Source organism: Echinicola arenosa (assembly GCF_014841125.1).
In the GTDB taxonomy this organism is placed as follows: domain Bacteria; phylum Bacteroidota; class Bacteroidia; order Cytophagales; family Cyclobacteriaceae; genus Echinicola; species Echinicola arenosa.
On the sequence record NZ_JACYTQ010000007.1, the window covers coordinates 261,452 to 287,557 of the forward strand.

26 protein-coding genes and 2 tRNA genes are annotated in these 26,106 nt (G+C 39.3%); 10 read left to right on the forward strand and 18 right to left on the reverse strand.

The features are described from left to right. Positions 1-168 precede the first annotated feature (168 nt). From IFO69_RS18050 to IFO69_RS18080, 7 genes are all read right to left on the reverse strand, one after another. Positions 169-1,824, reverse strand: a complete 1,656-nt coding sequence (locus tag IFO69_RS18050; protein ID WP_192011529.1) for a M56 family metallopeptidase — start codon at positions 1,822-1,824, stop codon at positions 169-171. Next, a complete protein-coding gene (locus IFO69_RS18055) occupies positions 1,821-2,192 on the reverse strand; it encodes a BlaI/MecI/CopY family transcriptional regulator (protein WP_192011530.1) in 372 nt (123 codons plus the stop codon). Before IFO69_RS18055 ends, IFO69_RS18050 begins: the two co-directional genes overlap by 4 nt. 326 nt (positions 2,193-2,518) lie before the next feature. Beyond that, on the reverse strand, positions 2,519-2,851 hold the full coding sequence (locus IFO69_RS18060; RefSeq protein WP_192011531.1) for an L-rhamnose mutarotase: 333 nt from the start codon (positions 2,849-2,851) through the stop codon (positions 2,519-2,521). 9 nt (positions 2,852-2,860) lie between these two features. Next, positions 2,861-3,688 (reverse strand): amidohydrolase family protein, encoded by an 828-nt coding sequence (locus tag IFO69_RS18065; protein WP_192011532.1) that lies wholly within the window; start codon positions 3,686-3,688, stop codon positions 2,861-2,863. 79 nt (positions 3,689-3,767) lie between these two features. Then, a complete protein-coding gene (locus tag IFO69_RS18070; protein ID WP_192011533.1) occupies positions 3,768-4,625 on the reverse strand; it encodes a fumarylacetoacetate hydrolase family protein in 858 nt (285 codons plus the stop codon). 227 nt (positions 4,626-4,852) lie between these two features. After that, a complete protein-coding gene (locus IFO69_RS18075; protein WP_192011534.1) occupies positions 4,853-5,608 on the reverse strand; it encodes an SDR family NAD(P)-dependent oxidoreductase in 756 nt (251 codons plus the stop codon). 77 nt (positions 5,609-5,685) lie between these two features. Further along, positions 5,686-6,999 carry an L-fuconate dehydratase gene (locus IFO69_RS18080; protein WP_192011535.1) on the reverse strand — a complete coding sequence of 438 codons (1,314 nt, stop codon included), beginning with the start codon at positions 6,997-6,999 and terminating at the stop codon, positions 5,686-5,688. Positions 7,000-7,195: 196 nt separating this feature from the next. Between IFO69_RS18080 and IFO69_RS18085 the strand changes: the two genes are divergently transcribed. From IFO69_RS18085 to IFO69_RS18095, 3 genes are read left to right on the forward strand one after another with little or no spacing between them, the layout of a single operon-like run. Continuing rightward, positions 7,196-8,068 (forward strand): AraC family transcriptional regulator, encoded by an 873-nt coding sequence (locus IFO69_RS18085; protein WP_192011536.1) that lies wholly within the window; start codon positions 7,196-7,198, stop codon positions 8,066-8,068. A 3-nt stretch (positions 8,069-8,071) separates the two neighbouring features. Then, positions 8,072-8,488: an alternative ribosome rescue aminoacyl-tRNA hydrolase ArfB gene (gene arfB, locus IFO69_RS18090; protein ID WP_192011537.1), complete on the forward strand. Its 417-nt coding sequence runs from the start codon at positions 8,072-8,074 to the stop codon at positions 8,486-8,488. Between the two features lie 31 nt (positions 8,489-8,519). Beyond that, positions 8,520-9,101: a class I SAM-dependent methyltransferase gene (locus tag IFO69_RS18095; RefSeq protein WP_192011538.1), complete on the forward strand. Its 582-nt coding sequence runs from the start codon at positions 8,520-8,522 to the stop codon at positions 9,099-9,101. Here IFO69_RS18095 and IFO69_RS18100 read toward each other — a convergent pair. The 3 genes from IFO69_RS18100 to gap form a co-directional block, all read right to left on the reverse strand. Next, the gene (locus IFO69_RS18100; protein ID WP_192011539.1) at positions 9,075-9,968 is read right to left on the reverse strand and encodes a cation diffusion facilitator family transporter; all 894 of its coding nucleotides are present in this window, start codon (positions 9,966-9,968) and stop codon (positions 9,075-9,077) included. The genes IFO69_RS18095 and IFO69_RS18100 overlap by 27 nt on opposite strands. Before the next feature lie 73 nt (positions 9,969-10,041). Next, positions 10,042-10,557, reverse strand: coding sequence for a YdeI/OmpD-associated family protein (locus IFO69_RS18105; protein ID WP_192011540.1), 516 nt, complete (start codon positions 10,555-10,557; stop codon positions 10,042-10,044). A gap of 12 nt (positions 10,558-10,569) precedes the next feature. Further along, positions 10,570-11,571: a type I glyceraldehyde-3-phosphate dehydrogenase gene (gene gap / locus IFO69_RS18110; protein ID WP_192011541.1), complete on the reverse strand. Its 1,002-nt coding sequence runs from the start codon at positions 11,569-11,571 to the stop codon at positions 10,570-10,572. Positions 11,572-11,775: 204 nt separating this feature from the next. Here gap and IFO69_RS18115 point away from each other — a divergent pair. Next, a tRNA-Glu gene (locus tag IFO69_RS18115) sits at positions 11,776-11,850 on the forward strand. Positions 11,851-11,874: 24 nt separating this feature from the next. Beyond that, positions 11,875-11,946: transfer RNA gene (locus IFO69_RS18120), tRNA-Glu, on the forward strand. Positions 11,947-12,065: 119 nt separating this feature from the next. On the opposite strand, the gene IFO69_RS18125 is transcribed toward IFO69_RS18120, so the two are convergent. The 3 genes from IFO69_RS18125 to gldC all read right to left on the reverse strand — a co-directional run bounded on the left by IFO69_RS18125 (position 12,066) and on the right by gldC (position 16,988). Continuing rightward, positions 12,066-13,532 carry an SGNH/GDSL hydrolase family protein gene (locus IFO69_RS18125; protein ID WP_192011542.1) on the reverse strand — a complete coding sequence of 489 codons (1,467 nt, stop codon included), beginning with the start codon at positions 13,530-13,532 and terminating at the stop codon, positions 12,066-12,068. Positions 13,533-13,543: 11 nt separating this feature from the next. Then, on the reverse strand, positions 13,544-16,432 hold the full coding sequence (locus tag IFO69_RS18130; RefSeq protein WP_192011543.1) for a TonB-dependent receptor: 2,889 nt from the start codon (positions 16,430-16,432) through the stop codon (positions 13,544-13,546). Between the two features lie 214 nt (positions 16,433-16,646). After that, the gene (gldC, locus tag IFO69_RS18135) at positions 16,647-16,988 is read right to left on the reverse strand and encodes a gliding motility protein GldC (protein WP_192011544.1); all 342 of its coding nucleotides are present in this window, start codon (positions 16,986-16,988) and stop codon (positions 16,647-16,649) included. A 137-nt stretch (positions 16,989-17,125) separates the two neighbouring features. Between gldC and IFO69_RS18140 the strand changes: the two genes are divergently transcribed. Then, positions 17,126-17,524, forward strand: coding sequence for a DUF2147 domain-containing protein (locus IFO69_RS18140; protein WP_192011545.1), 399 nt, complete (start codon positions 17,126-17,128; stop codon positions 17,522-17,524). On the opposite strand, the gene IFO69_RS18145 is transcribed toward IFO69_RS18140, so the two are convergent. The 4 genes from IFO69_RS18145 to IFO69_RS18160 form a co-directional block, all read right to left on the reverse strand. Then, positions 17,517-18,131: an alpha-ketoglutarate-dependent dioxygenase AlkB family protein gene (locus IFO69_RS18145; protein ID WP_192011546.1), complete on the reverse strand. Its 615-nt coding sequence runs from the start codon at positions 18,129-18,131 to the stop codon at positions 17,517-17,519. The two genes, IFO69_RS18140 and IFO69_RS18145, sit on opposite strands and share 8 nt — an antisense overlap. Positions 18,132-18,193: 62 nt before the next feature. Further along, entirely contained in the window at positions 18,194-19,096 is a 903-nt protein-coding gene (locus tag IFO69_RS18150; RefSeq protein ID WP_317173487.1) for a methylated-DNA--[protein]-cysteine S-methyltransferase, read from the reverse strand. A gap of 55 nt (positions 19,097-19,151) precedes the next feature. Further along, positions 19,152-19,607 (reverse strand): DinB family protein, encoded by a 456-nt coding sequence (locus tag IFO69_RS18155; RefSeq protein ID WP_192011547.1) that lies wholly within the window; start codon positions 19,605-19,607, stop codon positions 19,152-19,154. A gap of 127 nt (positions 19,608-19,734) precedes the next feature. Continuing rightward, on the reverse strand, positions 19,735-20,622 hold the full coding sequence (locus tag IFO69_RS18160) for an SDR family oxidoreductase (RefSeq protein WP_192011548.1): 888 nt from the start codon (positions 20,620-20,622) through the stop codon (positions 19,735-19,737). A gap of 139 nt (positions 20,623-20,761) precedes the next feature. Between IFO69_RS18160 and IFO69_RS18165 the strand changes: the two genes are divergently transcribed. Beyond that, a complete protein-coding gene (locus IFO69_RS18165) occupies positions 20,762-21,127 on the forward strand; it encodes a winged helix-turn-helix transcriptional regulator (protein ID WP_192011549.1) in 366 nt (121 codons plus the stop codon). A gap of 306 nt (positions 21,128-21,433) precedes the next feature. On the opposite strand, the gene IFO69_RS18170 is transcribed toward IFO69_RS18165, so the two are convergent. Then, positions 21,434-21,880 (reverse strand): SRPBCC family protein, encoded by a 447-nt coding sequence (locus tag IFO69_RS18170; RefSeq protein ID WP_192011550.1) that lies wholly within the window; start codon positions 21,878-21,880, stop codon positions 21,434-21,436. A gap of 338 nt (positions 21,881-22,218) precedes the next feature. Here IFO69_RS18170 and IFO69_RS18175 point away from each other — a divergent pair, with 338 nt between their 5' ends. From IFO69_RS18175 to IFO69_RS18185, 3 genes are all read left to right on the forward strand, one after another. Next, positions 22,219-24,567, forward strand: coding sequence for a TonB-dependent receptor (locus tag IFO69_RS18175; protein WP_192011551.1), 2,349 nt, complete (start codon positions 22,219-22,221; stop codon positions 24,565-24,567). 258 nt (positions 24,568-24,825) lie between these two features. Further along, entirely contained in the window at positions 24,826-25,152 is a 327-nt protein-coding gene (locus IFO69_RS18180) for a DUF6686 family protein (protein WP_192011552.1), read from the forward strand. 11 nt (positions 25,153-25,163) lie between these two features. Further along, a complete protein-coding gene (locus tag IFO69_RS18185; RefSeq protein ID WP_192011553.1) occupies positions 25,164-25,880 on the forward strand; it encodes a DUF4198 domain-containing protein in 717 nt (238 codons plus the stop codon). Positions 25,881-26,106: the final 226 nt, after the last annotated feature.

Consider the following 26,106-nt stretch of genomic DNA (forward strand, 5'->3'; position numbering starts at 1 on the left):
GCTTCTGATGATTTATTCGGAATGATTCTGTCAGGTCGAGCTTGTCTTTGTCGCAAGACAGGTGGAGTCGAGCCCATAAATTGAGAAAGCTGTTCCTGATGCCTGTCCTGAATTAAAGTCAAAGGATACGGTCAGGGACAGCTTTTAAATAGGATTTAAAAACTTAATTTAACAACCATCATTTTTTTGAGGTTTGAAATAGGGGATATAACTGAAGCTGATCCCTTTATTTTTGCTTTCTCCTTTTATGGCTTCTGTTGGAGTTTTTACTTTGTACATTTCCTTTTTCCATTCTGGAATCTGATCGAATACTTTTTGTAAGTCATTCAGTGTTCCTCCCAGTTGACCTTCATATTTCTTTGGGTGCTTTTGGTGTTCAAAATAAATTTCAATGGCTTTCTCATATGCAGAAATATGATCATAACCAGTTCTATTCATGAAATAGGTCCAATAGAAGTCGTTATTCGTTTGCAAATAAACTTCAGTTTCATAATTGAATTTCCCGTTGTTTTCAGAGGTATAGTTTCTATGATAGGACCAAAATGCAATGTCTTCTTGGTTATAGGATTTTAGCTCTCTATTTGGTATTTCTTTTCTATCCAAATAAATTTTATAATCAGTATTTTTTTGCCACTCTTTCATTTGATAGTTTGAGGGACGTTTTTTGTTCAATATAGGAGGTGCAGGAACCATTGAAAGTTTTGAAGCTTTTTCCCTGCTTTTTTTTGACATAAGTGCCCAGAGTTGTCTCATTCTCTCTACTTCAGTTTCATCGTACCTTACTCCTCGCTTTTCTAACCGGGCTTCATTCATTATTCTCTTGTAATCTTTATATAGCATTTCATATTCTTTCAAATATTCATCATCTTGTAGGCCTGATGTATTTAAGTTATTTTTTTGAACCTGTGAGCTTTCCTGAGGCCTCATTGCTAGCAATGATACAATTCCAATAGCAATGGGAAGGGTCAGCAGCACTTTGATTGCTGTCTTTTGCCAGTTTTTGGTTTTGTTCATCATGGTTATTCGGTTTTTGGTCAATGAATATTTTGAATAGCTTACCAAGTGGTTTTGCTGATGTTGCTGGGCATAGGATAGTAGCAGGTATTGATAGCTTTTTTTGTCTTGGTACTTAATGATTACCTCCTCATCTGCAATAAACTCATGGTTAGATTGGATGGCTTTTTTATAGCGTTGCAATATCGGATTGAACCAGAAAATGACCTTCAGTACTTCAATGAATAAAATGTCCAAGCTGTGCCATTGATGGGCATGGACAGCTTCATGATGAAGTAATTGGTGATGAACGACCCCTTTTTGGAACTGAGACTTGTCCAGAAAAATAAACCTTAAGAAGGTGAAGGGAAGATCTTTTCCTGAACTTAGTACAATCTTAAATGAGCCTTTATCGATTATCTCACACATTTTAATCTTCGAGTACAGTTTGCGCAGATGGATCAACAATCGAATAATAAGAACAAGTGATACCAAGAAGGAAATTGCCATTAAAATGGTCTCCAAAGGTGGGATTTGAAGGGGGGCCACCTTGCTTTTTGTTTCCAAAATGACGGGGGTCGAGTTGGTCTCCATCTGCTCCGAAGGAAGAATTTCTTCAACTGCAAAATGGGTGAAAGTAGGAGTGACCTTAACTACTTTCGTATAAGGTTTTAGAGGAGATGGTATGAAAGGAACACACAATGAAAAGATGAGACTTCCCAAAAGAAAATACCGATTGAATTGGTAGGCTTTTTCTTTGGATAGGAGAAAGTGGTAAGCCAAGTATAAAATTAACAGGCTTATAGTGGATTTGATCAAATAGACAATCATTGCTTTTTATTTTCGATTTGACGATCTATCAACTGTTTGAGGTCCTCCAATTCCTCCTGGCTCAAGTCAGTTTCTGAGGTGAAGAAAGAGGCAAACTGGGAGGGACTATTATCAAAGAAATTTTTAATCATTCCTTTTACCTGTTTTCCAAAATAGCTGCTCTTCTGGACCAAGGGGTAGTATTCCCTGGAATTACCAAAAGTCCTGAAGGCCACGAATTTTTTGTCTGTCATCCTCTTGAGTAGCGTGGCCACGGTGGTCGCTGCGGGTTTGGGTTCTGGATAGGCTTCCAGCAGGTCCTTCATAAAAGCCTTTTCCATTTTCCATAGGTAATTCATCAATTGTTCTTCGCTTGGAGCAAGTTTCATTTCTACAGTATTAGATGTTGTTCTATAAATGTAGAATAAAAATTTAATTAAAAAAATAGTTCGAATAAATTTTATCACAAATAGCTATTTAATAGACTTTTGAGATAAGGCTATCTGAAAGGGAATTGCCCAAGCAGATTTGATATTAAGAAATTCGGATATTTTAGTTTTAGAACTCTATAAAAAATTGTTTAGCAACGCTCTACAAAAGTCAATAAGGAAAATTAGCTAAAAAGTATCGGTCTAAAGCAAATTGGGAGGAGGCCTTAAATACCTTTTTTCAATACTTAAGGCCCATTACTTTTTTCATTTAACTTAATAAACTACTATAATTCAAATACCTGTTTCATTATTTGCCATTTTTCCCCTTCAGGAACCCCTGGAAGACCTTGCTGGTAAGTCCACATCAGGTCCTCCCATTCTTTTACTTTAGGATTGGCAGCATCCATTTTAGCTTTTTTCTCGAATGTAAAATCATCATCTGCCTCCATCACCATAAATAGTCGGTTTTCCCATCGGTAAATGTCCATACGGCTGATTCCTGCATCCTTAATACTTTTTTTGATTTCTGGCCACACCTCTTGATGGTAATCTTCATACTCTTTGATCAATTGGAGATCGTTTTTTAGATCCAAGGCCATGGTATATATCTTGCTCATTTTGATAAATTAAGAAATGCCATAAAATTTAGCGGCGGTCAAGCCCATTACATCGGCTCTTTCGTTTGTACTTAAAGATAAAATGTAATCCTTTACAATGGATACATTTTTTGGGTAATCAGCTGCCAAAAGTGCCACTGGCCAATCCGAACCAAACATCAATCTTTTGGTACCAAAAGCTTCAAAGACCACATCCATATAGGGCGTCAATTCTGCTTTGTTCCAGTTTTTCCAATCTGCTTCGGTCACCATCCCAGACACCTTGCAGCTAACATTTTCAAAGCCTGCAATGTGCTTCATGTTTTTAGCCCACTCGTTGATTTTGCCATCTTTGATATACGGTTTGGCCAGGTGGTCTATCACAAAAGGCTGGTTCGGGAAGCTTTTTACCAGATTAATGGCTTCTTCTAGATGGTGTGGGAAGATCAGAATATCATAAGTATATCCGAATTTTTCCAAGTGTGCCATACCTTTTATAAAGGCAGCATCCGCCATTAATTCCGGTGGCCGACCTTGAAGGATCATTCTGAAACCGCACATTGTCGGATTATCGCTATATTGCTCCAAATCAGCTAGGACAGTTGCTGAACACAAGTCTACCCAACCCACTACTTTTTTTATCCAAGGGTTTGCTTTGCTCAGTCCCAATAAAAATTCATTTTCCTCTAAAGATTCATCAGCCTGAACCGCTATGGTACCATCAAATCCTTCTTGGTCCAATAAGGGCCTCAGGTCCTCAGGAAGAAAATCCTTACGGATCACAGACATGCTTTCATCAATCCAGGCATGTTTTTCAGGATGGTATTTCCAAAAATGTTGGTGGGCATCAATTTTCATTAATTAGTAATTTTGGGTAAGACAAATAAAACCCGCCAATCCTAAGACCGGCAGGTTGAAATATAGTTAAAGGATTAAATTATCCCTTATAATTTACTGCAGTTTGGCTAGAAGTTCCCAGTCCGTTAATGCCAAGTTCCACTACATCACCTTCCTTGAGGTAGGTAGGAGGATTCAATCCCAAACCAACACCTGCAGGAGTACCTGTGGAAATAATATCACCTGGCAATAAGGTCATATAGTTACTTAAGTGGCTGATCAAGGTAGGAATATCAAATACCAAATCAGAAGTGTTACTGTTCTGCAGCATTTTCCCATTCACTTTCAACCATAGGTTCAAGTTATGAGGATCTTGGATCTCATCTTTGGTGACTAAGTAGGGTCCTAGAGGAGAGAAGTTGTCATTACTTTTTCCTTTTACCCACTGTCCACCATGGCTTAATTGGAAGTCACGCTCAGAAACGTCATTTAGCAAGCAATAACCTGCTATATAATCCATGGCATCTTCCTTGGCCACATAACTGGCTTTTTTACCGATCATTACAGCCAGTTCCACTTCCCAATCCGTCTTTTCAGAGTTCCTCGGGATAATGATATTGTCATTTGGTCCACAAAGGGAAGAAGTTGCTTTCATAAAGATGACTGGTTGCTTAGGTACTTCCATGCCGCTTTCTTTGGCATGAAGTGAATAGTTAAGACCAATGCAAATGATTTTGGAAGGACGCTTGATAGGAGGGCCCAAACGGGTTTCATTGCTCACTACTGGGCAATCGGCTTCATTGCTTTCCAACCAAGCTGCCAATTTGTTCAAACCGTCATTTTCCAAGAACTCTTCTGTCCAGTCTTGTCCGAATCCACTACAATCGATGCGGGTACCGTCTGCTTTTTCAATCCCTGGCTTTTCTTGGCCAGCATTTCCAAATCTTAATAATTTCATTTTTTGGTTATTCTTTTGAGGTAAATATAAAGGACTTACCTGTTATAAATTATTATTGAAAATAGAGGTTGTCTAATAAGTCTGAAACACATCATCACGAGCTAAGCGAAGTGATCTCTCTCTATTCACATTGTTCGTATGTGGAGATAGCCTGCCCTCCGGGAGGCGGGCTTCTCTTCGCTATCGCTAAAATCGCAATGACGTGGATTTTGAGATAGCCTCTATTATTACATTTTTAGATTGACAAATCCACCGTCAATAGGGTAGTTGCCACCTGTTAGGAAGGAAGATTCATCCTTGCAGAGGTAAAGAGCCATAGCAGCAATTTCCTCTGGCGTACCCATTCTTCCGATAGGCTGGGTAGCGGCCAATTTATCAAACATTTCCTTTTCCTGTCCTGGATAGTTTTTTGCCAAAAAGCCATCCACAAAAGGAGTGTGGACACGACCTGGAGCAATGCTGTTGACGCGAATATTGTAGGATACATAATCCCTGGCCATGGAAAGGGTCATCGCAAAGACAGCCCCTTTGGTCATGGAATAGGCAAACCGATCAGGAATCCCAATGGTCGAAGCAACAGAGGCCATGTTGATAATGGATCCACCGTTTTCTTTCATCTTGGGTAGTGCAGCGACGCTACAATTATAAATGCCTTTGACATTTACCTGATACAATCTGTCAAAATCTGCTTCACTGGTGTTTTCTAAATTTCCCACATGAGAAACTCCAGCGTTGTTGATCAATACATCGATATTTCCAGGGATAGATGCAATGGTACTTTTCATGGCATCGGTTTTAGAAACATCACCTTGTAAAAAAGTAACCTGATAACCTTTTTCGGTTAGGTCCTGAGCCACTTTTTTCCCTGATTGTTGATCAAAATCAATGAAATAAACGTTTCCTCCTTCTTGGGCAAAGCGGGATGTCATGGCCAGACCAATACCACTGGCACCCCCAGTAATTAAAATGGTTTTATTTTTCATAATATTTCTAACTTCAAAATCCAATTGGAAAGCTAATTTATATTTTATTTAAAGCTATCCTGTTGAATACCGAACATTTAGGCTTTCGCTGGTTCTTCATTCCATACAGGGCCGCTTGTAAAATCATATTCTTCCAATGAATCAGCTTTCATTTCAATGCTGTACCCTGGCAATAATGGAGTTTGATAGCGACCGTTTTTGATTACTACAGGGTCAATAAAATGTTCATGAAGGTGGTCCACATATTCAATGACCCTGCCCTCCATGGTTCCACTTATCGAAATATAATCCAACATGGAAAGGTGCTGTACGTATTCACAAAGCCCTACCCCTCCTGCATGAGGACAAACAGGGATATCAAATTTCTTCGCAATTAACATAATTGCCAAGTTTTCATTGACTCCACCTACGCGGCAGCTGTCAATTTGGCAAATCTGTAAAGCGCCAGCTTTCATCAGCTGCTTGAAGATCACCCTGTTTTGGCAGTGTTCACCAGTAGCCACCAAAATAGGTTTTACACCATCACTAATGGCTTTATGTCCTAGGATATCATCTGGGCTGGTAGGCTCCTCAATCCACAGTGGGTTAAATTTAGCCAATTGTTTCATGTTTTCAATGGCTTCACTCACTTCCCAGCGTTGGTTAGCATCCATCATCAAGTACATGTCATTTCCGATTTCTTCACGGATAATGGCCGCACGACGCATGTCATCTTCAAGATTTGCACCTACCTTCATTTTGATGTGCTTCCAGCCTTCTTGTTTGGCTTCCCGGCATAATCTCCTGATTTTTTCATCAGAGTAGCCCAACCAACCTGCTGAAGTGGTATATCCTGGATAACCGTTTTCCTCCAAGAATTGAATACGCTCTTCTTTTCCTTTGGCTGTTTCCTTTAAGATTTCCAATGCTTCTTCTTTGGTCAAAACATCGGTAATATAGGTGAAGTCCACGCAAGACAGGAGTTTCTCTGGGGACATTTCACCTAAGAGCTTCCACAATGGCTTTTTCTCAGCTTTGGCATAAAGGTCCCAAACAGCATTAACCAATGCACCAGTAGCCAAATGAACAACTCCTTTTTCTGGGCCCAACCATCTGATTTGGCTATCACTGTTTACTTCTCTCCAAAATGCCCCCATATCAGCAGTGATATCAGCCAAATCTTTTCCAACAACATGATGAGCTATGGCCTCTAGGGCTGCACAACAAATTTCATTGCCCCGCCCGATGGTAAAAGTAAGTCCGTGACCTTCCAAATCATCCTGATTGGTTTTTAGAATGATATATGCTGCGGAGTAATCCGGATCGGGGTTCATCGCATCTGACCCATGCTTTTCTCTACTGGTAGGAAATCTAATATCCTTTACCAGATAGTCGATAATTTTGATACTCATCTATATTTTAAAGTATTAGTTGACATTCTTGTCCAATTGATAATGCAAGGTGGAATTTTATCTTAAAAACTACTACATTAATCTTAGTTATATATAATACTATTTTTGCTATAAAATTCTTTTTGTTGATTTGGTTCGATAATATTTGTATTATTGGGGTGAGCAAAAGCTTACATTGCCCAACTTATTTTAGAACATGAAAGCCAAATTACTAGAAAGGAAAAGTCCATTTGACCGTTCGTTTATGGTTGCAAAACATTCATATCCTTATTTTTTGGATGTCTGGCATTACCATAGTGAATTAGAGTTGGTGTATATTTTAAAAAGCAGCGGTACCAGGTTTATTGGAGATAATATTGAGAAATTCAAAGAAGGGGACCTAATTCTGATAGGGGAAAACTTACCGCATTTATGGCAAAATGACCCTGAATATTTTGACAGAAAAGAAGAAGGACAAGCGGAAGCCTTTAGTATCCATTTTAACAAAAACTTTGCTGGTGAGTCCTTTTTGAAATTACCTGAAATGAAGGATATCAAAACACTTTTGGAGAAAGCCAATCGTGGGATCTGCTTTGGTGGTAATAGCAAGAAACTAGCTTTGGAGTATTTTGAGGAGCTTTTTTGGGCAGAAGGAGCAAATAGGTTGGTTAAGCTTTTGGATTTCTTAAGTCTGTTGTCTTCCGAGGAAGAATGGGAAGAGTTAAGTACTGATGGTTTTAGTTTTCCCTTGCATATTACTGGAGATGATCGAGTAGATAAAGTCTATTCTTTTACCTTCAATAATTTCAAACGAAACATAAGTTTGGAAGAGGTAGCAGAGTTGGTTCACCTTAACCCTACTGCTTTTTGTAGGTACTTTAAAAAATCCACTAAAAAAACCTACTCGAAGTTCCTCAATGAAATTAGGGTGGGCTATGCCTGCAAGTTGCTCATTGAAGAAAAGCTCAACATTTCGGAAGTGGGGTATGAATGTGGGTTTAATAATTTATCGAATTTCAATAGGCAGTTTAAAAACGTCATGGATATATCCCCTTCGGAATACCTGAAAAAACACAAAAAGCACCGATAGTTTATGATAAGGAGCTCCCATGAAATAGGACTAATCGATTTTACAACAGAGCTAAATTTTAAAGCTGTGAAAAGCAGTGGGCCAGGCGGTCAAAACGTAAATAAGGTAAACACCAAAGTTTTTTTGCTTTTTGAAGTGCAAAATTCAGAATTACTTTATGAAGAGGAGAAGCAAGTCATATTGAATAAACTATCTCCATATATTAATGCTGATGGCATGCTACAAATTTCGGTTCAGGAAACTAGGTCTCAGTTGAAGAATAAAGAGATTGCCATTGTTAAGTTGCATACTTTGATACAAGGAGTTTTTGTCAGAAAGAAGGTCCGTAAAGCTACTAAACCGAAAAAATCAGCTGTTATGAAGCGTTTGGATAGTAAGAAAAAGCATGCGGAGAAAAAGCAGTGGCGAAAGAAACTATAAACAGTTTTTCATTTATCAGAAACTTACGTAGATGTTTCAAGTTACCCCAAGTGATAAGGATTTTGACTTGCTGTATCCTCCAAAAATCAGGAGTTTGTCATCGATGCACTGGACCCCTGTTTCAATCGTGAAGCAATGTATTGATTATTTTGGGGATGATGAGAGTTTAAGGGTTTTAGATATTGGGTCGGGTTCCGGTAAATTTTGCTTGGTTGGTGCGATGCTGTCAAAACATCAGTATTGCGGTATAGAGAAGCGGTCTGACTTGGTTCATATGTCGAGGAAATTGGCCAAAGAGTTGGCTTTGAATGAAAGGGTGACTTTTATACATCAAGATATTCTTGAGGTTGACTTTGGCCAGTTTGATGCTTTTTACTTTTACAATCCTTTCTTTGAAAATTTAGATTTGACAAATGCAATAGATAAGGAGTCTCTGGTGGACGAAGGAGCTTATGCGAGGTATACCAATTATGTCCAAGAACAGTTGGAAAAGATGCCTATAAAAACCAAAATAGTGACTTATTGTACTGATCCTAATGTGATGCCGGCCAGTTATCAAATTGTTAGTAAATCGGCAAAAGGTAAATTATTGTTTTGGATGAAGGGGGGATGATTCCATGGCACAAGGTTCATCAGGGAGTTCGACTTCAATGGTGTGATGAGAAAAGGGATATTCTTTTAGCAAGGCTCCAATTTGCTTTTTAAGCTTTAACAATTCACCGAACTCTTTTATCTCTTTTAATTTTACATGTGCGGTAAATACGTGTTTTTCTCCATCCAAGGACCAAATATGTACATGGTGCAAGGAGGCAACATGATCAAAACCTAATATTTTACCTGTAATCTCTTTTTTATTGATTTCTTTTGGGCTGGCTTGTAGAAAGATCATTAAAGTTTCCTTTAATCTTTTACCAACATTCCAAAGGATGAAAAGTGTAATCAACAGGGATAGGGTGGGATCTATATAAGGTGTATCCACAAATAGCATCACAATGGCAGCAATTAATACTGCCGCCCAGCCCAAAACATCTTCGATCAAATGCCAGGAGATGACCTTTTCATTCAGGGTTTTTCCATGACTTAGTTTAAAGGCGGCATATCCATTGACCAAAACACCAATAATGGCAAAGATCAACATGCCTTGCGCATTGGAGGATTCAGGGTTGATGATGCGAAGTATGGCTTCTCTTATGACAAATATAGACCCTCCCAATAAGATCAAACTATTGATTAAAGCTCCTAAAAGAGAGAACCTTTTGTATCCAAATGTAAAAGTATTGGTTGCTTTCTTATTGGATTTTCGGGCTAAATACCAAGAGAGTCCAAGAGAAAGACTGTCTCCTAAATCATGGAGAGCATCCGAAATAATGGCAATACTGTTGACATACAGCCCTCCGAAAAATTCTAGAATGGTAAAGCCAAGGTTGAGGAAAAATGCCAGTTTGATATTTTGTTGGCCATGATGATGTTCGTGTGCCATAGGACAAAGTAGTGTTTGGTATAAAAAAATAAGCGAAAGTCATTCCAATAGATACTTTCTATCGTAAACGGAATCAATATATATTTAAGTTGTTGTAGTGTTTGATTTTTTCATTGAGCATTTTAAAGTCCAATTCTCCTTTTACATCCTTGAGGTGTTCCACAATGGCCAAGGCCTTGTTTAAACGGCTTTTGCTGTTTTTGACTTTGGTAACAATATACACCAAACTCCTTTGTTTGCCCATGGTCAGGGATCGGAAATATTTATTCCCTGTGTCATCTTGATCTAAAAGAACCTGAAGTTCTTCGGGCATTTCATGGCCAAATTCAGATTTGTCTTTTACCAAGCTCAGCATTGCTGGCTCTCCCTGATTAAGGGCCAACTTTTCCTTTAAAGCTTGATTGATCAGGACAAACCAGTAATCCTTGCTTTTCATTAAGGCCGCTTGGAATTTGATGGTGGCTATTTCACAAATGACCCTTCTGTTTTTATTTACAATAAAACTCTCGGCAATATCATCCGGAATGGGGAAGTGATATTGCCAGAGGTTATTGTCAAATTTTTCTAAAGTGACCGTGAGAGAAGTCATTTGATAATTTAGTTAGTCGAATTGGCTCAATTTTCCAATCAGATCTACCACTCTATTAGCGTAGCCTGACTCATTGTCATACCACCCGATGATCTTTACTAGGTTGCCATTTACTTCTGTAAGTCCAGCATCAAAGATGCAAGAATAGGGATTGCCAATGATATCTGCAGAAACCAGAGGGGCTTCTTCGTATTCAATATAGCCCTTCATGCTGTTTTTTGCAGCATCTGACATTACTTTATTTATTTCATCTCTATTGGTTTCCCTGTTAAGGATGACATTGAGTTCTGTTAAGGAACCATCAGGCACGGGAACCCGATAAGCCATGGCGTGTAGTTTACCTTTGATTTCGGGCATGACAAGTTCGACTGCCTTTGCCGCATTGGTAGTGGTAGGGATAATGGAACAAGCTGCTGCTCTTGCGCGGCGAAGATCCCGGTGAGGGGCATCCTGAAGGTTTTGGTCTGCGGTGTAGGAGTGCACAGTGGAGACAAAACCTCTATCAATGCCAAAATTTTCTTCGAGTACTTTGATCATAGGGGCGAGGCAGTTGGTAGTGCAGGAAGCGTTGGAAACTATTCTTTCCTTTCCAGTCAGGATGTTATCATTTACTCCCAGCACCACTGTGGGGACATCTCCAAGGGCAGGAGCGGAGATAATCACCCTTTTGGCCCCAGCGGTTAAGTGGCCTTCGGCCTTTTCCTTCGCCACAAATCTCCCCGTACATTCTATGACCACGTCTACATTCAACAATTCCCAAGGGAGTTCTTCAGGAGATTTTTTTCCAAATATTTTGACTGTTTTGCCATTGACCAGTATGGTATCTTCTGTTGAAGTGATTACTCCTGGAAACCTTCCATGTATCGAGTCATATTTCAATAAATGGGCGAGGTTGGAGATTTCCATAAGGTCATTAATGGCTACGACATCTACATTTGGGTTTTGTTCCAAAAGTTTGAAAACATAGCGGCCTATTCTGCCAAAGCCATTGATGGCGATGTTGGTTTTTGCCATACTTTTAATCTAATTTGGGTAGGTCTTAAAATGAAAAACAAAGTTAATAAAGATGTGCTAGATACACTACAGCAATTTTTTTAACCTAATTCCCAAGGTGTTGTAAGAAAAAACCAAATATTTTTTGGTTGGGTTTTGCATTGTTAATTTAACCCTCTATATTTGCATCACCTTAAAGAAAAGGCAAGGAAATAGAAGTAAAATGGTCCGTTCGTCTAGGGGTTAGGACGCATCCCTTTCACGGATGAAACACGGGTTCGATTCCCGTACGGACTACCATTTTATCCTTGTCTTTTCAATTATGGTCCGTTCGTCTAGGGGTTAGGACGCATCCCTTTCACGGATGAAACACGGGTTCGATTCCCGTACGGACTACGACAAAGTGATGTTTTCATCATTTCCGATTGCTTATGGCATGACGAATTTTTGTTTTATGGTTGTTAGTGGTTAAAGTGAATGGAAAAGCCCTGTTACATTGTAGCAGGGCTTTTTTTTTATCTTGGCAGGTCGTTGCCCACATATGCATTGGGGTTAACTTTAGGAATGGTAGCCTGCCATTTTGAGTTGATCTTATCAATTATAAAATTGGAAATAAAGGCATGGGCTCTTCCATTGGGGTGGATGCCATCTACAGAAATTGCACCATTGGGAGGGGAAATACTAATATTTAAGCCTACACCTCCTTCGCTGACTTCTCCGTTCCTTATTTGTTCAAAATAGGCAGCTATATCAATCAAAAGCATTCTTTCAGCATTGCTATTTGCCGCCGCGGTAATCATGGCATTAAAGCTCTGGATTTTAGCACTGATCTCCTCTTGTTCATTAGGGATTAGCATGAAGTTGTCTTCTACAGGGAATGAAACACCTCTCTGTCCATTGGGATGGGCTGCAGACGGTTGCCCCAATGCTTGGGAGAGGGGCAAAGTGGTTTTGTCTTCTGGTTTACTTTGTCTGATAGAAGGGAGTCCCAAAGCACTCAGGTCTGTTAGGCTTTCATCTTCAATTACAAAAGCATTTTGCCCTGCTGTGAAGCTGATAGTTCTATATTGTTTTTCATCTTCACTAATCAGGCCTAGACCAGCTGCTTGAGCAAGTCCTCCATTATATAATGCGTAACCTTGATTGGCTTGGTCTGCATCAGATTGGCTCAAAGGAAGCGCATTGTATGGGACCAAGTTAAAATAAGGAAGGATGTTTAGGGTAGGCAGGTTCATGATAATACCATTAGCGGTAGGGTTGGCATTTAACAAGCTACCCAAGGCAGCTGTCAGCCGAGCTTGGAAATCACTATCAGACGTTAATATGGATGGATCAGAAGCACCTTCAATGGCATATCCCAGTACATCATTTCCTCCTAGCCAGAACGAGAAGAAAGTTCCTCCATTAGCCAAAGCAGCTGCGGCATCTCCTATCAGGGTGGATGTCCCTGGATTACTGGCAAAGCGAGCATACATTGGAGAAAACGCTGGGTTGGACTCACTGTTTGGGCCTCCTGTAAGTGGAGTAAGTGCTTGCCCTATCGTAATTCCAGGAACACCGAAATTATTCAAGGCAGTCTTGTCACCGGAATATGCTGAAGGTAAATCACCAGGTCCAATAGGGGCAGGGCCGATACTTCCTGTGCCGGGGGCCATGGTCAGAACCAATCTTCCTAAAGGTCCATTAGGCCCCATGGTAAAAAAGCCATTTTGAGAATTTATATTTGGAACATTAAAGTCAGCTCCTCCGACAAACTTAAATTGTTCGCCTAGAATTACAGCGAATGAATTTTGCTGACTACGATTATAAAGTGCACCATCCATGTAGCCAGCTGTAAGGGAATTGCCTACTGCAATGAACTTACTGAAATCCGCTCCTCCCGCATCTGGTTCAGTATTAGGTATTTCAGGGAATTCATATTGACAAGAGCCTAAAAGCAGTGCCAGCAAAAAGATATATTTTGTTTTTCTCACCGTTTTCATGTTTTCTGGGTTTAATTGAGGAGTTCGTCAAAGGTGATGCTTACATAATAGATCGCTCCGATTGTAGGTCCTCCGAAGTTAAGGAAATAACGATTGTTGAATACGTTTGATCCTCCTAACTTAATGATGGACTTCCAATCTTTAACCTTATAGCTAACCTGGGCGTCCATGGTTCCTACTTCCGGAACTTCTCCAGTTGCAAAGGAAGACTCCCAGTGGAATGCCGTTTGGTAACGGTAGGTTACATTGAAGCCTAATTTTTCTGTTAATTTCCTATTGGAGAAAGATAAGTTGAATTTGTGCTCTGGAGTATTGAAGTCTGACAAGAAGCCTTCTTCAATGTCTGAAAGCAACTTGTTGTAATTATAGTTGCCACCAATGGTGAAATTACTAGGGAGGTTATAGGTAATACCCAAAGCTGCACCATTTGCCTTGACACTGTTCCCCACCAAATTGGTATAGGTTTGGAAAGTGTTTTCTTCACCTGGAGTGGTGATTGGTGTCAATAAGGAAGGGGCATTGACTGCGTTTATTGCAGCTTGCTCGTCATTAGCAGGGGTAGGGTATACTGGCCCAGGAGCCTTTCTCACTGCAGTCTGCGTGATGAAATCATTGTATATATTATAGTAGTAAGCAAAATCCAAAAGTAATCTATTGTCTGCCAAAAGGCTTTTATAGCCAATTTCAAAAGATTGCACTTGCTCAGGCCTTAAATCAGGAAGGTCGTTTACAGGTACTAAAAGGCTGGTAGCAGCTGGATCGACCGGGCTAGTTCCCTTGCCTACCTCAGCTGTGTAGGCGTTGACTGATGCCAAGGAAAAGGCATTGTCAAAGATTTCGTATTTTTCCCTGTAATAAGGTAAACCGCCCAATAATCTTGCGGAAACAACATTAAGATCAATATGTTGACCTTGGGTGGTAGGCATCCTGAAGCCGGTTTGATAAGAAAGTCTGATGTTATTATTGCCTTGGGTGATTACAGCAGAAATCCTTGGATTAAACTGGCCTTTGAAGTTTTCATTTTTATCATACCTGATAGAAGCCATTAATTTTAGGTGGTCATCCCAGAATTTTTTGGATCCTTGGGCAAAGGCACCGTATTCCGCAATGGTAATCTCATTTCCTTCTACATCAGCAAAAATAGTCCCGTTTGAATTAAGGGAATATAATCGGTAACTGGCACCTACCTGAAGGTCTAAGAAGTCTATTTCATCTTTAAAATTGTACTGACCTTCTCCCATGTACATTCTGGAGCGGTCATTGAAAAGGGAACCTTGTGGAATGAAGTCATTCTTAACTGTATTGGAAGCATTGTCAAACTCGGTAGTTCCTGGTAAATACCTTCCTTGGTCTGCTAAGTTTCTAGCAGATTGGTGTGCTGTTGCTTGTTGTTCGGTAGTTCCTGGTTGACCAGGAGCAACTCCTTGTAGCGCTAAAGCGCCCATGTAGGCAAGGGTGTACTCTCCAAACCAAGTAGAATTGTCCTTCCACATGTCATTGATGCGCACCCCAGTTAAGTCAGCTATAAAAGATCCTCCAGAGTTTTCACGAGTGGTATAAGCTCTTAAAAAGAAATTGTCTCCTTTAAGCTCCAATTTGTGTTGGGAAATTTCAAAGTCTGAGAGGGAATAACGTTGGGCACCTGTATAAACACTGGTTCCCGCACCATAGTTGAAGGTGTAAGAGAGCTCTAACTGATCATTAAGCCTATAATGGAGAGCAGCGTTGACCTTATTGGTGGCCGCGCCATAATCCACCAAATAACGCTCTTCGTAGCCTGTTCTGGATACGACTTGGTCGGGGATGCTTGACAAATAACCCCCAAGCCCTAGATTGGAGGCTTGTTGCTGAATAGCACCGACATTTCTCAGTAGACCAATGTTATTAGCTACCTCGTCCCCAAATACATGGACAATGTTCGCTCCAGGATTAAAAGGTAGGTTGCCTTGACTTCTTGCATTGAGGTCAGTCATATCTGTTCCATACCAGTCTTCTGCTTTCATAAATGAAGCGTTGATTTTAAAAGCCCACTTATTGTTAAATGCTTTGGCATAGCGGATGGAGCCTTCAAACATAGGTTGTGGGCTTTGGGGTTCTCCCTCTCGGCCATTGATATGGTTGAAACCTTGTTTGTAATAGGCACTTAAGCCCTGATAATCAAAGGGACTCTTGCTATTGACCAAAAGGATGCCGTTAAATGCATTCGGGCCATAAAGGGCAGATGATGCTCCCGGGATAAACTCCACGCTTTCTACATCTAGTTCCGAAGGACCGTTGAGGTTACTAATTGGAAAGTTCAAAGCAGGTGCTTGGGTGTCCATTCCATCTGTAAGCTGGACAAAACGGGTGTTTCCAGTGCTATTGAATCCTCTAGCGTTGATGATTTGGAAGTTGATAGAGGAGGAGGTTACATCTACCCCCTTCAAATTGGCAATGGCCTTGTAATAGCTATCACTCGCAGTTTCCTTAATGCTCAGGATATCCATTTTTTCAATAGACACTGGGGAACTTAAAATACTTTCTTCTACCCTTGAGGCGGAAACCACTACTTCCTGTCCCAGGAAAGTTTGTTCTTCCAGCTGAACACTGAGGCCAGTGGTATTTGCATTGCTGATCAACACTTCCTGAGAGGCATAGCCAACCATTGAGAAAACCAATGTTAAGGGAGGAGCTTGGTTCACTTCTAGCGAAAAGCGTCCATCTAGATCAGTAACTGTTCCGATTACTTTACCTTTTACCAATACATTTACCCCGATAAGGGTTTCATCTGTGTCTGCGTCGGTTACAATGCCCGATATGGTAGTCTTTTCCTGTGCCAGAATGGGCCTACTACCAAAAGACAATAAAAAGATACAGGCGTAGAAAAATAGGCGCCATGCTCTTGGATCAACTTTCTTCATGTCAACTTGGGTTAGTTTTGCTAATTGCTTTTAGCGGAATTAACCGCTTAATTATAATATAATATAGCTTAAAAAGCTTAACTAATTAAAGTAAAAAGGGGATAAATACATCGCTGGATAGCGATTGTTAACATTGGAAGGGGGTAAAAATAAGAAAGACAGTAAGTTAAGGGTCTTACTGTCTTTGGGAAGTTTTATATCAGTTAAACGTTACTTACTTAACGTTTTTGTTTTCTTCGTTTACATGAGTAACTAGTCTGTCGCACAATTCTTTCATCTCTTCAGACATGTATTCATCACCCGTACTGTTCAAGATAGTCTGTGCCATTCCTCCAAGAATATCGATGTAGAATCTTTTCATTTCTACTACTGACATATCTTCAGTCCAAAGATCAATGCGAAGCGTACTATGGTTTAAGTTGTCCCAAATATTTAGGCTGATTGACTTGGTATCTTCTGCTCCTTGGCTTTCTTTGTCTGTAGCGTCCCACTTGATGGTTTTGGGAAGGTTCTTTTCGTCAAGGTTGATGGTGAAATTTATCTCCGAGTTTTTCATATGCTTTCAATTTTAGTCTGCAAAACTACGAAACATCGTTTGGAGTTCCTTTTAAAATAAATAAAAACTAAATTTCCAATTGCAAAAACAATAATAGCAGGATGATAAAAGTGAAGCTTCTATTATTTTCAATCAACATGTTTTTCATTTGGCCAATGATGGCTCAAGATGGGGAAGAAATATTGGGTGAATGGGTGACGTCTGATGGATCAGCCAAGCTTGAGATAGAGAAGGAAGAGGATGGTTTTTTTGCCCGAGTGGTTTGGTTAGCTAATCCAAATGAAAACGGAGCGCCGAAATTGGATCATCAAAACGCTGACCGATCACTTCGCCGACGTCCTATTTTAGGGTTGAAAATCATTGAGGACTTACATTATAAAGATGGAAAATGGGTAAATGGAGAATTATATGACCCCGAAAGTGGCGAAACGTATTCCTGTCAGTTAAAGCTTGATGACAAAGGTGTTTTAGAAGTAAGAGGGTATTTAGGGATGCCGGTTTTTGGTCGCTCAGTTTTTTGGAAAAGAGTTAATTGATTTGTTCAGAAACAATTGTCCTAAAGGTCAAACTAATTCTGGGTCTGGTAACTTTTTTAGTGGGAGGGAGGCGATGCAGCCAATGATTTTGGGTAGTGCCGCGCATAACGAGTAGACTGCCATTTTCTAGAATGGTTGAGACCGTTTGTTTATTGCTTTTATGTTTGAAAGTGAATTTTCGATCAGCACCTAGGGATAGAGAGGTGATAACTGAATTGGTGCCCAAAGATTTTTCACTGTCGCTGTGGTAAGCCATTCCTTCCGATCCATCATGATAAAGATTGAGTAAGCAGGAATTGAATTGTGTTTGTGCTTTTTCCTCAACCCAAGTTTTCAATTGCTTTAATTCTTGTGTCCAGGCTAAAGCTTTTTTGGTGGTATTAGAATAAGTGTATTCATAGGGCTTATCTCCATACCAAGCCACTTTTCTTTTAGTAGTATAGTGCTTTCCATAGATTACAGCCTCATCATGTCGCCACTCAATGCTTTCCATCAATCTATCAAAATAATAATTGGCCTCTTGTTCGTTCAGGATTTTGCCATAATAATGGACTGTTCCGTCATAGGGAAGAAGATTGGTTGACACATCTTGGTTAAAAAGGTCCATGGCGATAAATAAGTTGGAAGAATTGGAAAGATAGTATTTTGAATAAGAATTGAGTAGAAGCTTTATTCTGATTTTTTTGGAAATTCTTTTTTGTCTGTCATTGCTGCCTCCCAGCCTATAATGGCCGTTTTCCGTCTAGGGTCCCACATGTATCCACCAAAGATTCCACTGGACTGGATCACACGATGGCAGGGGATTAAATAGGCAACTGGGTTGCTGCCAATGGCTGTTCCTACGGCTCTTGAAGCTTTGGGTTTTTGGATATGTTGTGCTATTTGACCATAGGTCGAAAGCTTGCCCATAGGGATTTGCAGAAGACTTTCCCAAACTTTAAGTTGAAAATCAGTGCCTTTTAGGTGCAACTTGATTTGGTCTACTTTTGACCAGTCTTTATCGAAGATAGCCAATGCTTTCTGATGAATAGGTTCCATCGATTCTTGGAATGATGCATTAGGGTATCGATCAGTTAAGTCTTTTAAGGCAAACCCTTCCGTTTCAAAAAAGGAAATATGACAAATGCCCTTGGCAGTCGAGGCAAGCAAAACTTTTCCAAAAGGGCTTGTGGCAAAGCTATAGTTGATCTGCAAATTGGCACCTCCATTTTTGTACTCACCCGGTGTCATGCCTTCTATCTTGATAAAAAGATCATGGAGCCTGCCAGGACCAGAGAGTCCTGCTGCCATGCTGGCGTCGATAAGGTTTGAGGAAGTGTTTTTGAGTACTCTTTTTGCATGTCCTAAGCTGATATATTGAAGGAATTTCTTAGGACTTACTCCTGCCCACTCTGTAAAAATACGTTGAAAATGGAATGGACTTAGGTTGGATTTTCCTGCAACTTCTTCCAGACTTGGTTGTTTTTTGTAGTTTTCTTGTAGGTATTGCAGGGCTTCTGCTACCCTTTGGTAAGTAATGGCTTCCTGACTTTGCATATTGTAAAAGTAGGAAGGAAGCTGATAAGAAGCCACCCGAAAGTTGCGATGTTTAAAAAACGAGAGAGTTTGAAAGAAGAAGGATATTAATTTAAAGGGGATGAGGCATTTTATAAATAATATATTCGGCCATGATCGGATCTAGCCCGTTTTCCCTGAAATCTGTTGCAATTTGCGCTCTATGGTAAGTGCTGTGATTGATGATTTGAAAAAGCATGTCCTGCACGTTGTTTTGCAGCTCTTGCCCTTTGCCAAGGCGATACCGTATAAGCTCATCCATTGGTCTTTCTTTAATTATAGAAAGTGAGTTCTCGAAATTACTCCTGTTTAAATCCCTAAAGTTCTTTGTTTCTTGGAAATCCCATGGTTTACATGGAGGAGGGAGGTGGTTGATTTTTGCATTCCAAAGACTGTGTGCATTGAGGATATGGGAAAATAGTTTAAGGGATTTACTTAGGTCTTTTGAGTCATTTTTGACCAAAATCTTTATAATCTTTTGGTTGTAATGATTGGTATATGCAAAGAGCTCTTCAAAAAAAGTTTCCATATATTATGAAGCTATAGTGATGATATTAAAGGTATTAAAATTTTATAAATAAGCAGACAGGACTTGTTTAGATTAAAGGATACTGTCTGCTTGTTGAAATCTAAGAGGTGTTTATTCTCTTTAATATTTAATCATATGTTCCCTGAATAAAGGTTTTGATACTTTGAGCCTTTCTGCCTAAAATAATTTCTAGGTCCGATTTATCTTGCTCAAATTCGCCAGAGGCAATGCCCATACTAAACATGGCCAACATCCCAATTATTTCAGAAGGTAGACCTGCATTTTCCATGGTTGATTCAAAGGTGTTGATATCTGGGGAATGATAAGTTACTCTGGCTTTAAGGATTTCAGAGAGTAGTTCGCTAATTGTTTCAAAATCTAAGGCTTCGTTTCCATTAAATTCGTAAATCTTATTTTTATGTTGCTCTGGCTCAGCTAAGATATTGGCTTCTGCTTCAGCCAAGTCCTTTCTGGCTACAAAATTGCATTTACCATTTTCTGAAGGGAGGAATATGTTTTTGGTTTGTAAGATTTGCTCCCTTCCTCCGATAAAAAGTGGAATAACCTCAGCGTATAGGTTATGTCGAAGTATTGTATAATTCATACCCGATGCGATTATGCTTTCTTCTGTAAGCCTGTGGCTATTAACCACAGGAAATAAAGGAGCGGATGAATCCTCTACCTTTCTAACGGTGCTTGTGTAAAGGATGTGCTCAACTTGGTTTTCAATAGCTGATTTGATGACAGTTTCATGTTGCTTGATCCTGGCTTCAATGTCATTACCAGATACCAGAAACAATTGTTCAATTCCTTCAAATGCCTTAATGAGACTGTCAGGATCATTGTAGTCTCCTTGTCTTACATCAAAGCCTTGCGTTGCATATTGCCGGGCCTTTTCAGACTGTGTGTCTCTGACCAATACAGCAATATCTGATGTGGAAGCTTTTTTACTCAGGAAATTAATAATTAGACTTCCAAGTTCACCAGTTGCCCCTGTGATAAGTGTCTTTTTCATACTTTACGATAGTTGATTACTATTTTTTATTTAGTTACTTTTGGTAAGTAAATGTAAGGTGATACTCATAAATAGTCAAGAACTTACGTGGTTGTGAGTCACTTACTTATTGGTAATTAAAGTTGAATTTCAGAGGGTTATGGATGAAGAAATTTTAAAGAAATATGGAGATGTGGACACGTGTCCTGTAAGAAATATACTTGATCGGTTTGGAGATAAGTGGTCCACACTGGTTTTGTTGGTATTGGGAGAAAAAGAGAAACTGAGGTTTAATGAGTTGAACAAATGCATTCAAACAATTTCTCAAAAGATGTTGACTGTTACCCTAAAGAAATTAGAAACAGATGGATTGGTAAACAGGACAATTTACCCTCATGTGCCTCCCAAAGTCGAATATGAGTTGACTGATTTGGGGAGAAGTCTTTTGCCCAATCTCCAAAATTTGGTAAAATGGGCCAACGACAATATTGATGAAATCAAAACTAATAGAACTAAAATAGGGTAGAAATTGTATTAACTGATCATTCTCTTTGATCTTTATCCATAAGGTTTCCAAGCTGTCTCAATTTGCTTGTCCAAAAATGGTCATAATAGTTTAATCAAGAGGGTAGTTTCTACTCGCTTTTAATGTAGTTTCTACTCGCTTTTAATCTTTACTGATAAAATTGCGCATATACATATATTTTAATATTTTAGAAATTGCGGGTGTACTGATATCAAGGTTTTTACGTGTGAAGTGATGGGTACATTTTTCTTAGAAAGTAAAAACAAAATCTCCATTCTATAAGGACTAGTAATGACCTATAAAGCATCAAGCATTGGCACGGTCGTTTTGGTTCAAGTTTGCTAAAAAACGTTTACCGATTTTTATCCAGCCCATATTCATGATAAAGTAGGCTGGATAATTTTTCAATCCTTCAAAACCTCTATGTTCAAGCGTTAAAACTGTCCCATGGTTTTTATTTTGAAGTGTCCATGTGACAACACTATCTAGCTTAGGGTTTTCAGTGTTTCCACCACCTTTCCAAGAATAAGACAATAATCGATACTTGACCACTTTTAATACTTCACAATCAATATGTCCGTCAAAATTCAATTTGAATTTGGGCTTGGTTTTGAAATAAAAATGATGTCCTACCTCTGCTTTGAAGTTGTTTTCCATAAGCCATTTAGCCAGCAATTTACTTTCTGTTAAATAGGTCCAAACTACTTCATGGGGATGTGGATAAAAGAAGGAATGTCGTATTGTTTTATTCATTGCTTATGAAACCTGTAAGCCTCGTAAAGTAATATTTTACTTTTAATTTAAACAATAGTTACACTTCAATTTATTTGGTTAAAAATCGCTAAGTCAATTCAAATTTCTATGACTGTATCATTTCCAAGCCTGATTTGTAGTCAACTTGAATTATTCAAACTAAGGGCAACTTGAATAAAGCAAGTTCAGTTTTGGAAGCAATTGTTTGCTGTTACAGAAAATCTATCGTGATATAATTTTAATAGAAAAAAATTATTTAAAATCATTCTAAATAATTTAGAATTTATACCAAACAGGTATACATTTGCTCTTAATTAAAATTAATCTAAATAAGAAAAATGAAAAAGATTCTACTTTTAGTGGTTTTTGTCGGTTTGGGTCAGCTGTTAATGGCTCAGACAAACGGTACCATTTCTGGCTTTGTACAGGATGAGACTGGTAGTCCAATACCTTTTGCTTCAGTAATCCTTAATGGCACTTCCTTTGGCGCTGCTACGGGTGAAGAGGGAAAATACCAATTCAGCGCTCCTTCAGGAAGCTATACTTTGACTATTTCTGCAGTTGGTTTTACTGCTATTGATAGACAAATAACAGTAAGGGGAGGGCAACTTATCAATGTTCCATTAGTGGAATTGAAAGCAACTGAAGAAGAGCTAAATACAGTGACGGTGACTGGAGCAAGAAGTGAATATAAGGTGGATAAACCATCAAACAGTTTACGCTTGAATACTCCTTTGATCGAAACACCACAAAACATCCAGGTGATCACGGGAGAGCTTTTGAATGATCAACAAGTGATTGATATGAGTGATGGTGTACTAAGAAACGTCAGTGGTGCCTCTAGGTTGGAACACTGGGGTAATATGTATGCAAGAGTGAATATGAGAGGCTCTAGAGCAGGAGCTTTCAGAAATGGAATGAATGTTACCTCCAATTGGGGGCCTTTAAATGAAGACATGAGTTTTGTGTCTCATATAGAATTTGTAAAGGGACCTGCTGGGTTTATGATGTCCAATGGCGAACCAAGTGGTATCTACAATGTAGTAACTAAAAAGCCTACTGGTCAGACCCAAGGAGCCGTTAATTTTACCGTAGGAAGCTATGACCTTTACAGAGGGACTTTGGACTTGGATGGTAAATTGAGCAAAAATGGAAAGTTACTTTATAGATTGAATGTGATGGGGCAAACCCAAAACTCCTTCCAAGATTATAATTTCACTAATCGCTACAGCATAGCACCTGTCTTAAGTTATCAGTTGGATGAGGATACAAAACTAACTTTGGAGTATGCCTATCAGCATGCTAAAATGGCCAATGTAGGTTCTGCTTATGTATTTTCTACTGAAGGCTACGGAATTTATGACCAGAGTTTTACCATTGCTGAGCCTGGATTGGATCCAACCAATGTAGATGATCACAGTGTGATGGCCAATTTGCAACACCAGATCAATAAAAATTGGAAAGTTACTGGCCAGTTAGCCTATTTTAATTACAGTATGGAGGGTAGCTCTATGTGGTTGAATGGTATTGAAGGAACGAACTTATTGAGGTATGTTTCCATCTGGGATGCCTTGAATGAAAGTACTTATGGACAAGTATACCTCAACGGTGAAGTGAAAACAGGATCAGTAAACCATCGTATTCTGACAGGTTTGGATATGGGAACCAAAGAGTACATGGCTGACTGGAGCCAGTCGCATCAATTAGATTCAGAGGAAATGCCTTTTGATACCGATAATCCTTCTTATGGATTTCCAGCCAATGGTCTACCACAATTTGACAGAAGTAAAAGTTTAAAACAAAGAGCCAATACTTCTGCGATTACACAGTCTTATACAGGCTTCTATGCACAGGATGAGTTGGGATTCTTTGATAATGATTTGAGATTGACTTTGGCAGGAAGGTACACATATGTGTCCCAAAACTCATATGGGGAAACGGTAGATGAAAGTCAAGTTACGCCAAGAGTTGGTTTAAGCTATTCTTTTGATAGCCAGACTTCAGTTTATGCTTTGTTTGACCAGTCATTTGTGCCACAAACAGGTGTACTTAGAGGAGGAGAGAAGCCAAAGCCTATTACTGGAAACAATATTGAATTTGGGATGAAGCGAGATTTCTTTAATGGAAAATGGAGCACTGGTCTTTCAGTGTACAGAATATTGAAAAACAATCAGCTTGTTCCAGATCCTGAAGATCCAAACAATCAGTATTCTTTACAGTTGGGACAAACCAGAGCTCAGGGAGTTGAATTTGATGCGAGAGGGGAGTTAGCTCCTGGCTTGGTTTTAGTGGCTAATTATGCCTACACAGATTCTGAAATCACAAAAGATACTAGGGAAGATCAGGTAGGTAATTTAGTGCCTGGATTTTCAAAGCACTTGGCCAATGCTTGGTTGACCTATAAACTTAACGAAGGCACTTTAAAGGGCTTTGGTGTATCAGCTGGCTTTACTTTCCAAGGAGACAGATCAACCTGGAATTGGCCTGGAGATGGGCAAATGGAACTGCCTAATTACTTCAAATTGGATGGTGGACTGTCATGGGAAAATAATAATTTGACCATTAGAGCAAACGTGTTTAATATCCTAGATAAATACCTTTATTCTGGGTCTGCTTACGCGACGTATTACTATTACCAAGCAGAAGCACCGAGAAATGCCCGTCTAAGTCTAGGGTTTAAATTCTAATATAAAAGCACAGTCTGCAAAGGTTGATAACAATAATGATTTCATTTTATCAAGTTATTGCAGACTGTGCCTGTTCTTATTCCTCGACTTAAGTTAAAAGTTAGAAGCATCATTTATTCGCTAAGGAACTATTGAAAGGTTGTATAAATATTAAGCCCTGTGCTATGGTTAAGGATTGCGCGATCGGAGTTGAAAAAGCTCATTAAAACCTTATTCATCACAGGCACTAATTGAATTTTTTACCAAAAGTGAATTGATATGAATTACTGTAAACCAGAAGTCATTGTGATGAAAGAAGATTTCATCTTGACCCAATGCGAGCATTGTGGTAGAATCGGAATGATGTATGGTCAGTGCATGGTCAGTTTTAGTCGGCTGGATTTTAAAGGGTTTTGTCTATATATAGACGAATTGTCTTTTGAAGGTGATTATAGCCCTTTTTATGATGGTGTGGATAGAATTGTGCTTGAGACTTATCACATGGATATTCAATTTACTTTGCCGGAGGAAGAGTTTTATCGGCTCAAGGGCTGTCTTCAGGAAGCACAAATGCAGCTTCAAATTTATGATTTGTTGAAAAATTAAATGTAGAAAAAATGAAAATGAAATTCAGTCTGTTATTGGCTTTGGCCTTGTTTGTGAATTTAGGTTGTGCCATGGGGCATGCTCTTTGGATTGAAACTGAGGTTGTAGGCAAGAAAGGCCAACAACAAGAAGTAAAGATCTTCTATGGAGAGTACGCTGAAGGCGTGATTGAGAAGGTGGGAGATTGGTACTCTGATGTCAAGGATTTTGAATTATGGCTTATTGATCCAGCTGGAAATAAGACAGCTTTGAAAACCACTGAAGGAGAGGATCATTTTACCGCTTACTTTACTCCGGAAATGGACGGGGTATACCGCTTACAGATTGGTCATTCTGCAAAGGACTTAGGTGGGGATTATATTTACCAATTCAATACAGCTTCTCAAGTATGGGTAGGTAAGGGGCGGCCAACGGTAAAGGAAGAAACAGCCACTGACTTGGCCTTGATCCTTACTGCTCCAAAGGAAAAAAGTTTGAAAACTCCATTGGAATTTAAGGTTTTGTTTAAAGGTGAACCTCAGGAAGGGGTGTCTGTTTCTGTAGTGAGTCCAACTGGTTGGGCCAAGACCTATGAGACAGATGAGGAAGGTAATGTGACAGTGGAGACTCCATGGAAAGGTCAATATATTATAGAGGCTACTGATACGGAAGAAACTTCTGGGGAACATTATGGCGTGGCCTATAATTTCATCTGGAGATGTGCTACCCAAAGCATCATTAAAGAGTAGGTTTGTAATTTTTTGATCTGACTGACAGCACCCTGCCGGTAAATGATAAGCATTTATCGGCGGGTACTTTTTAATATCAGAAATTTATTAATTAAGTGTTTGGAAAGAGGCTGTCTCAAAAGTAGATAGTTTAAAAGGCTAGCTGATTTCTCGGCTAGCCTTTCCTGTTTAACTCAAAATGGATATTTTGAGGTGTGAAAAAACAAGACTTAAATGTAGCTTTTAA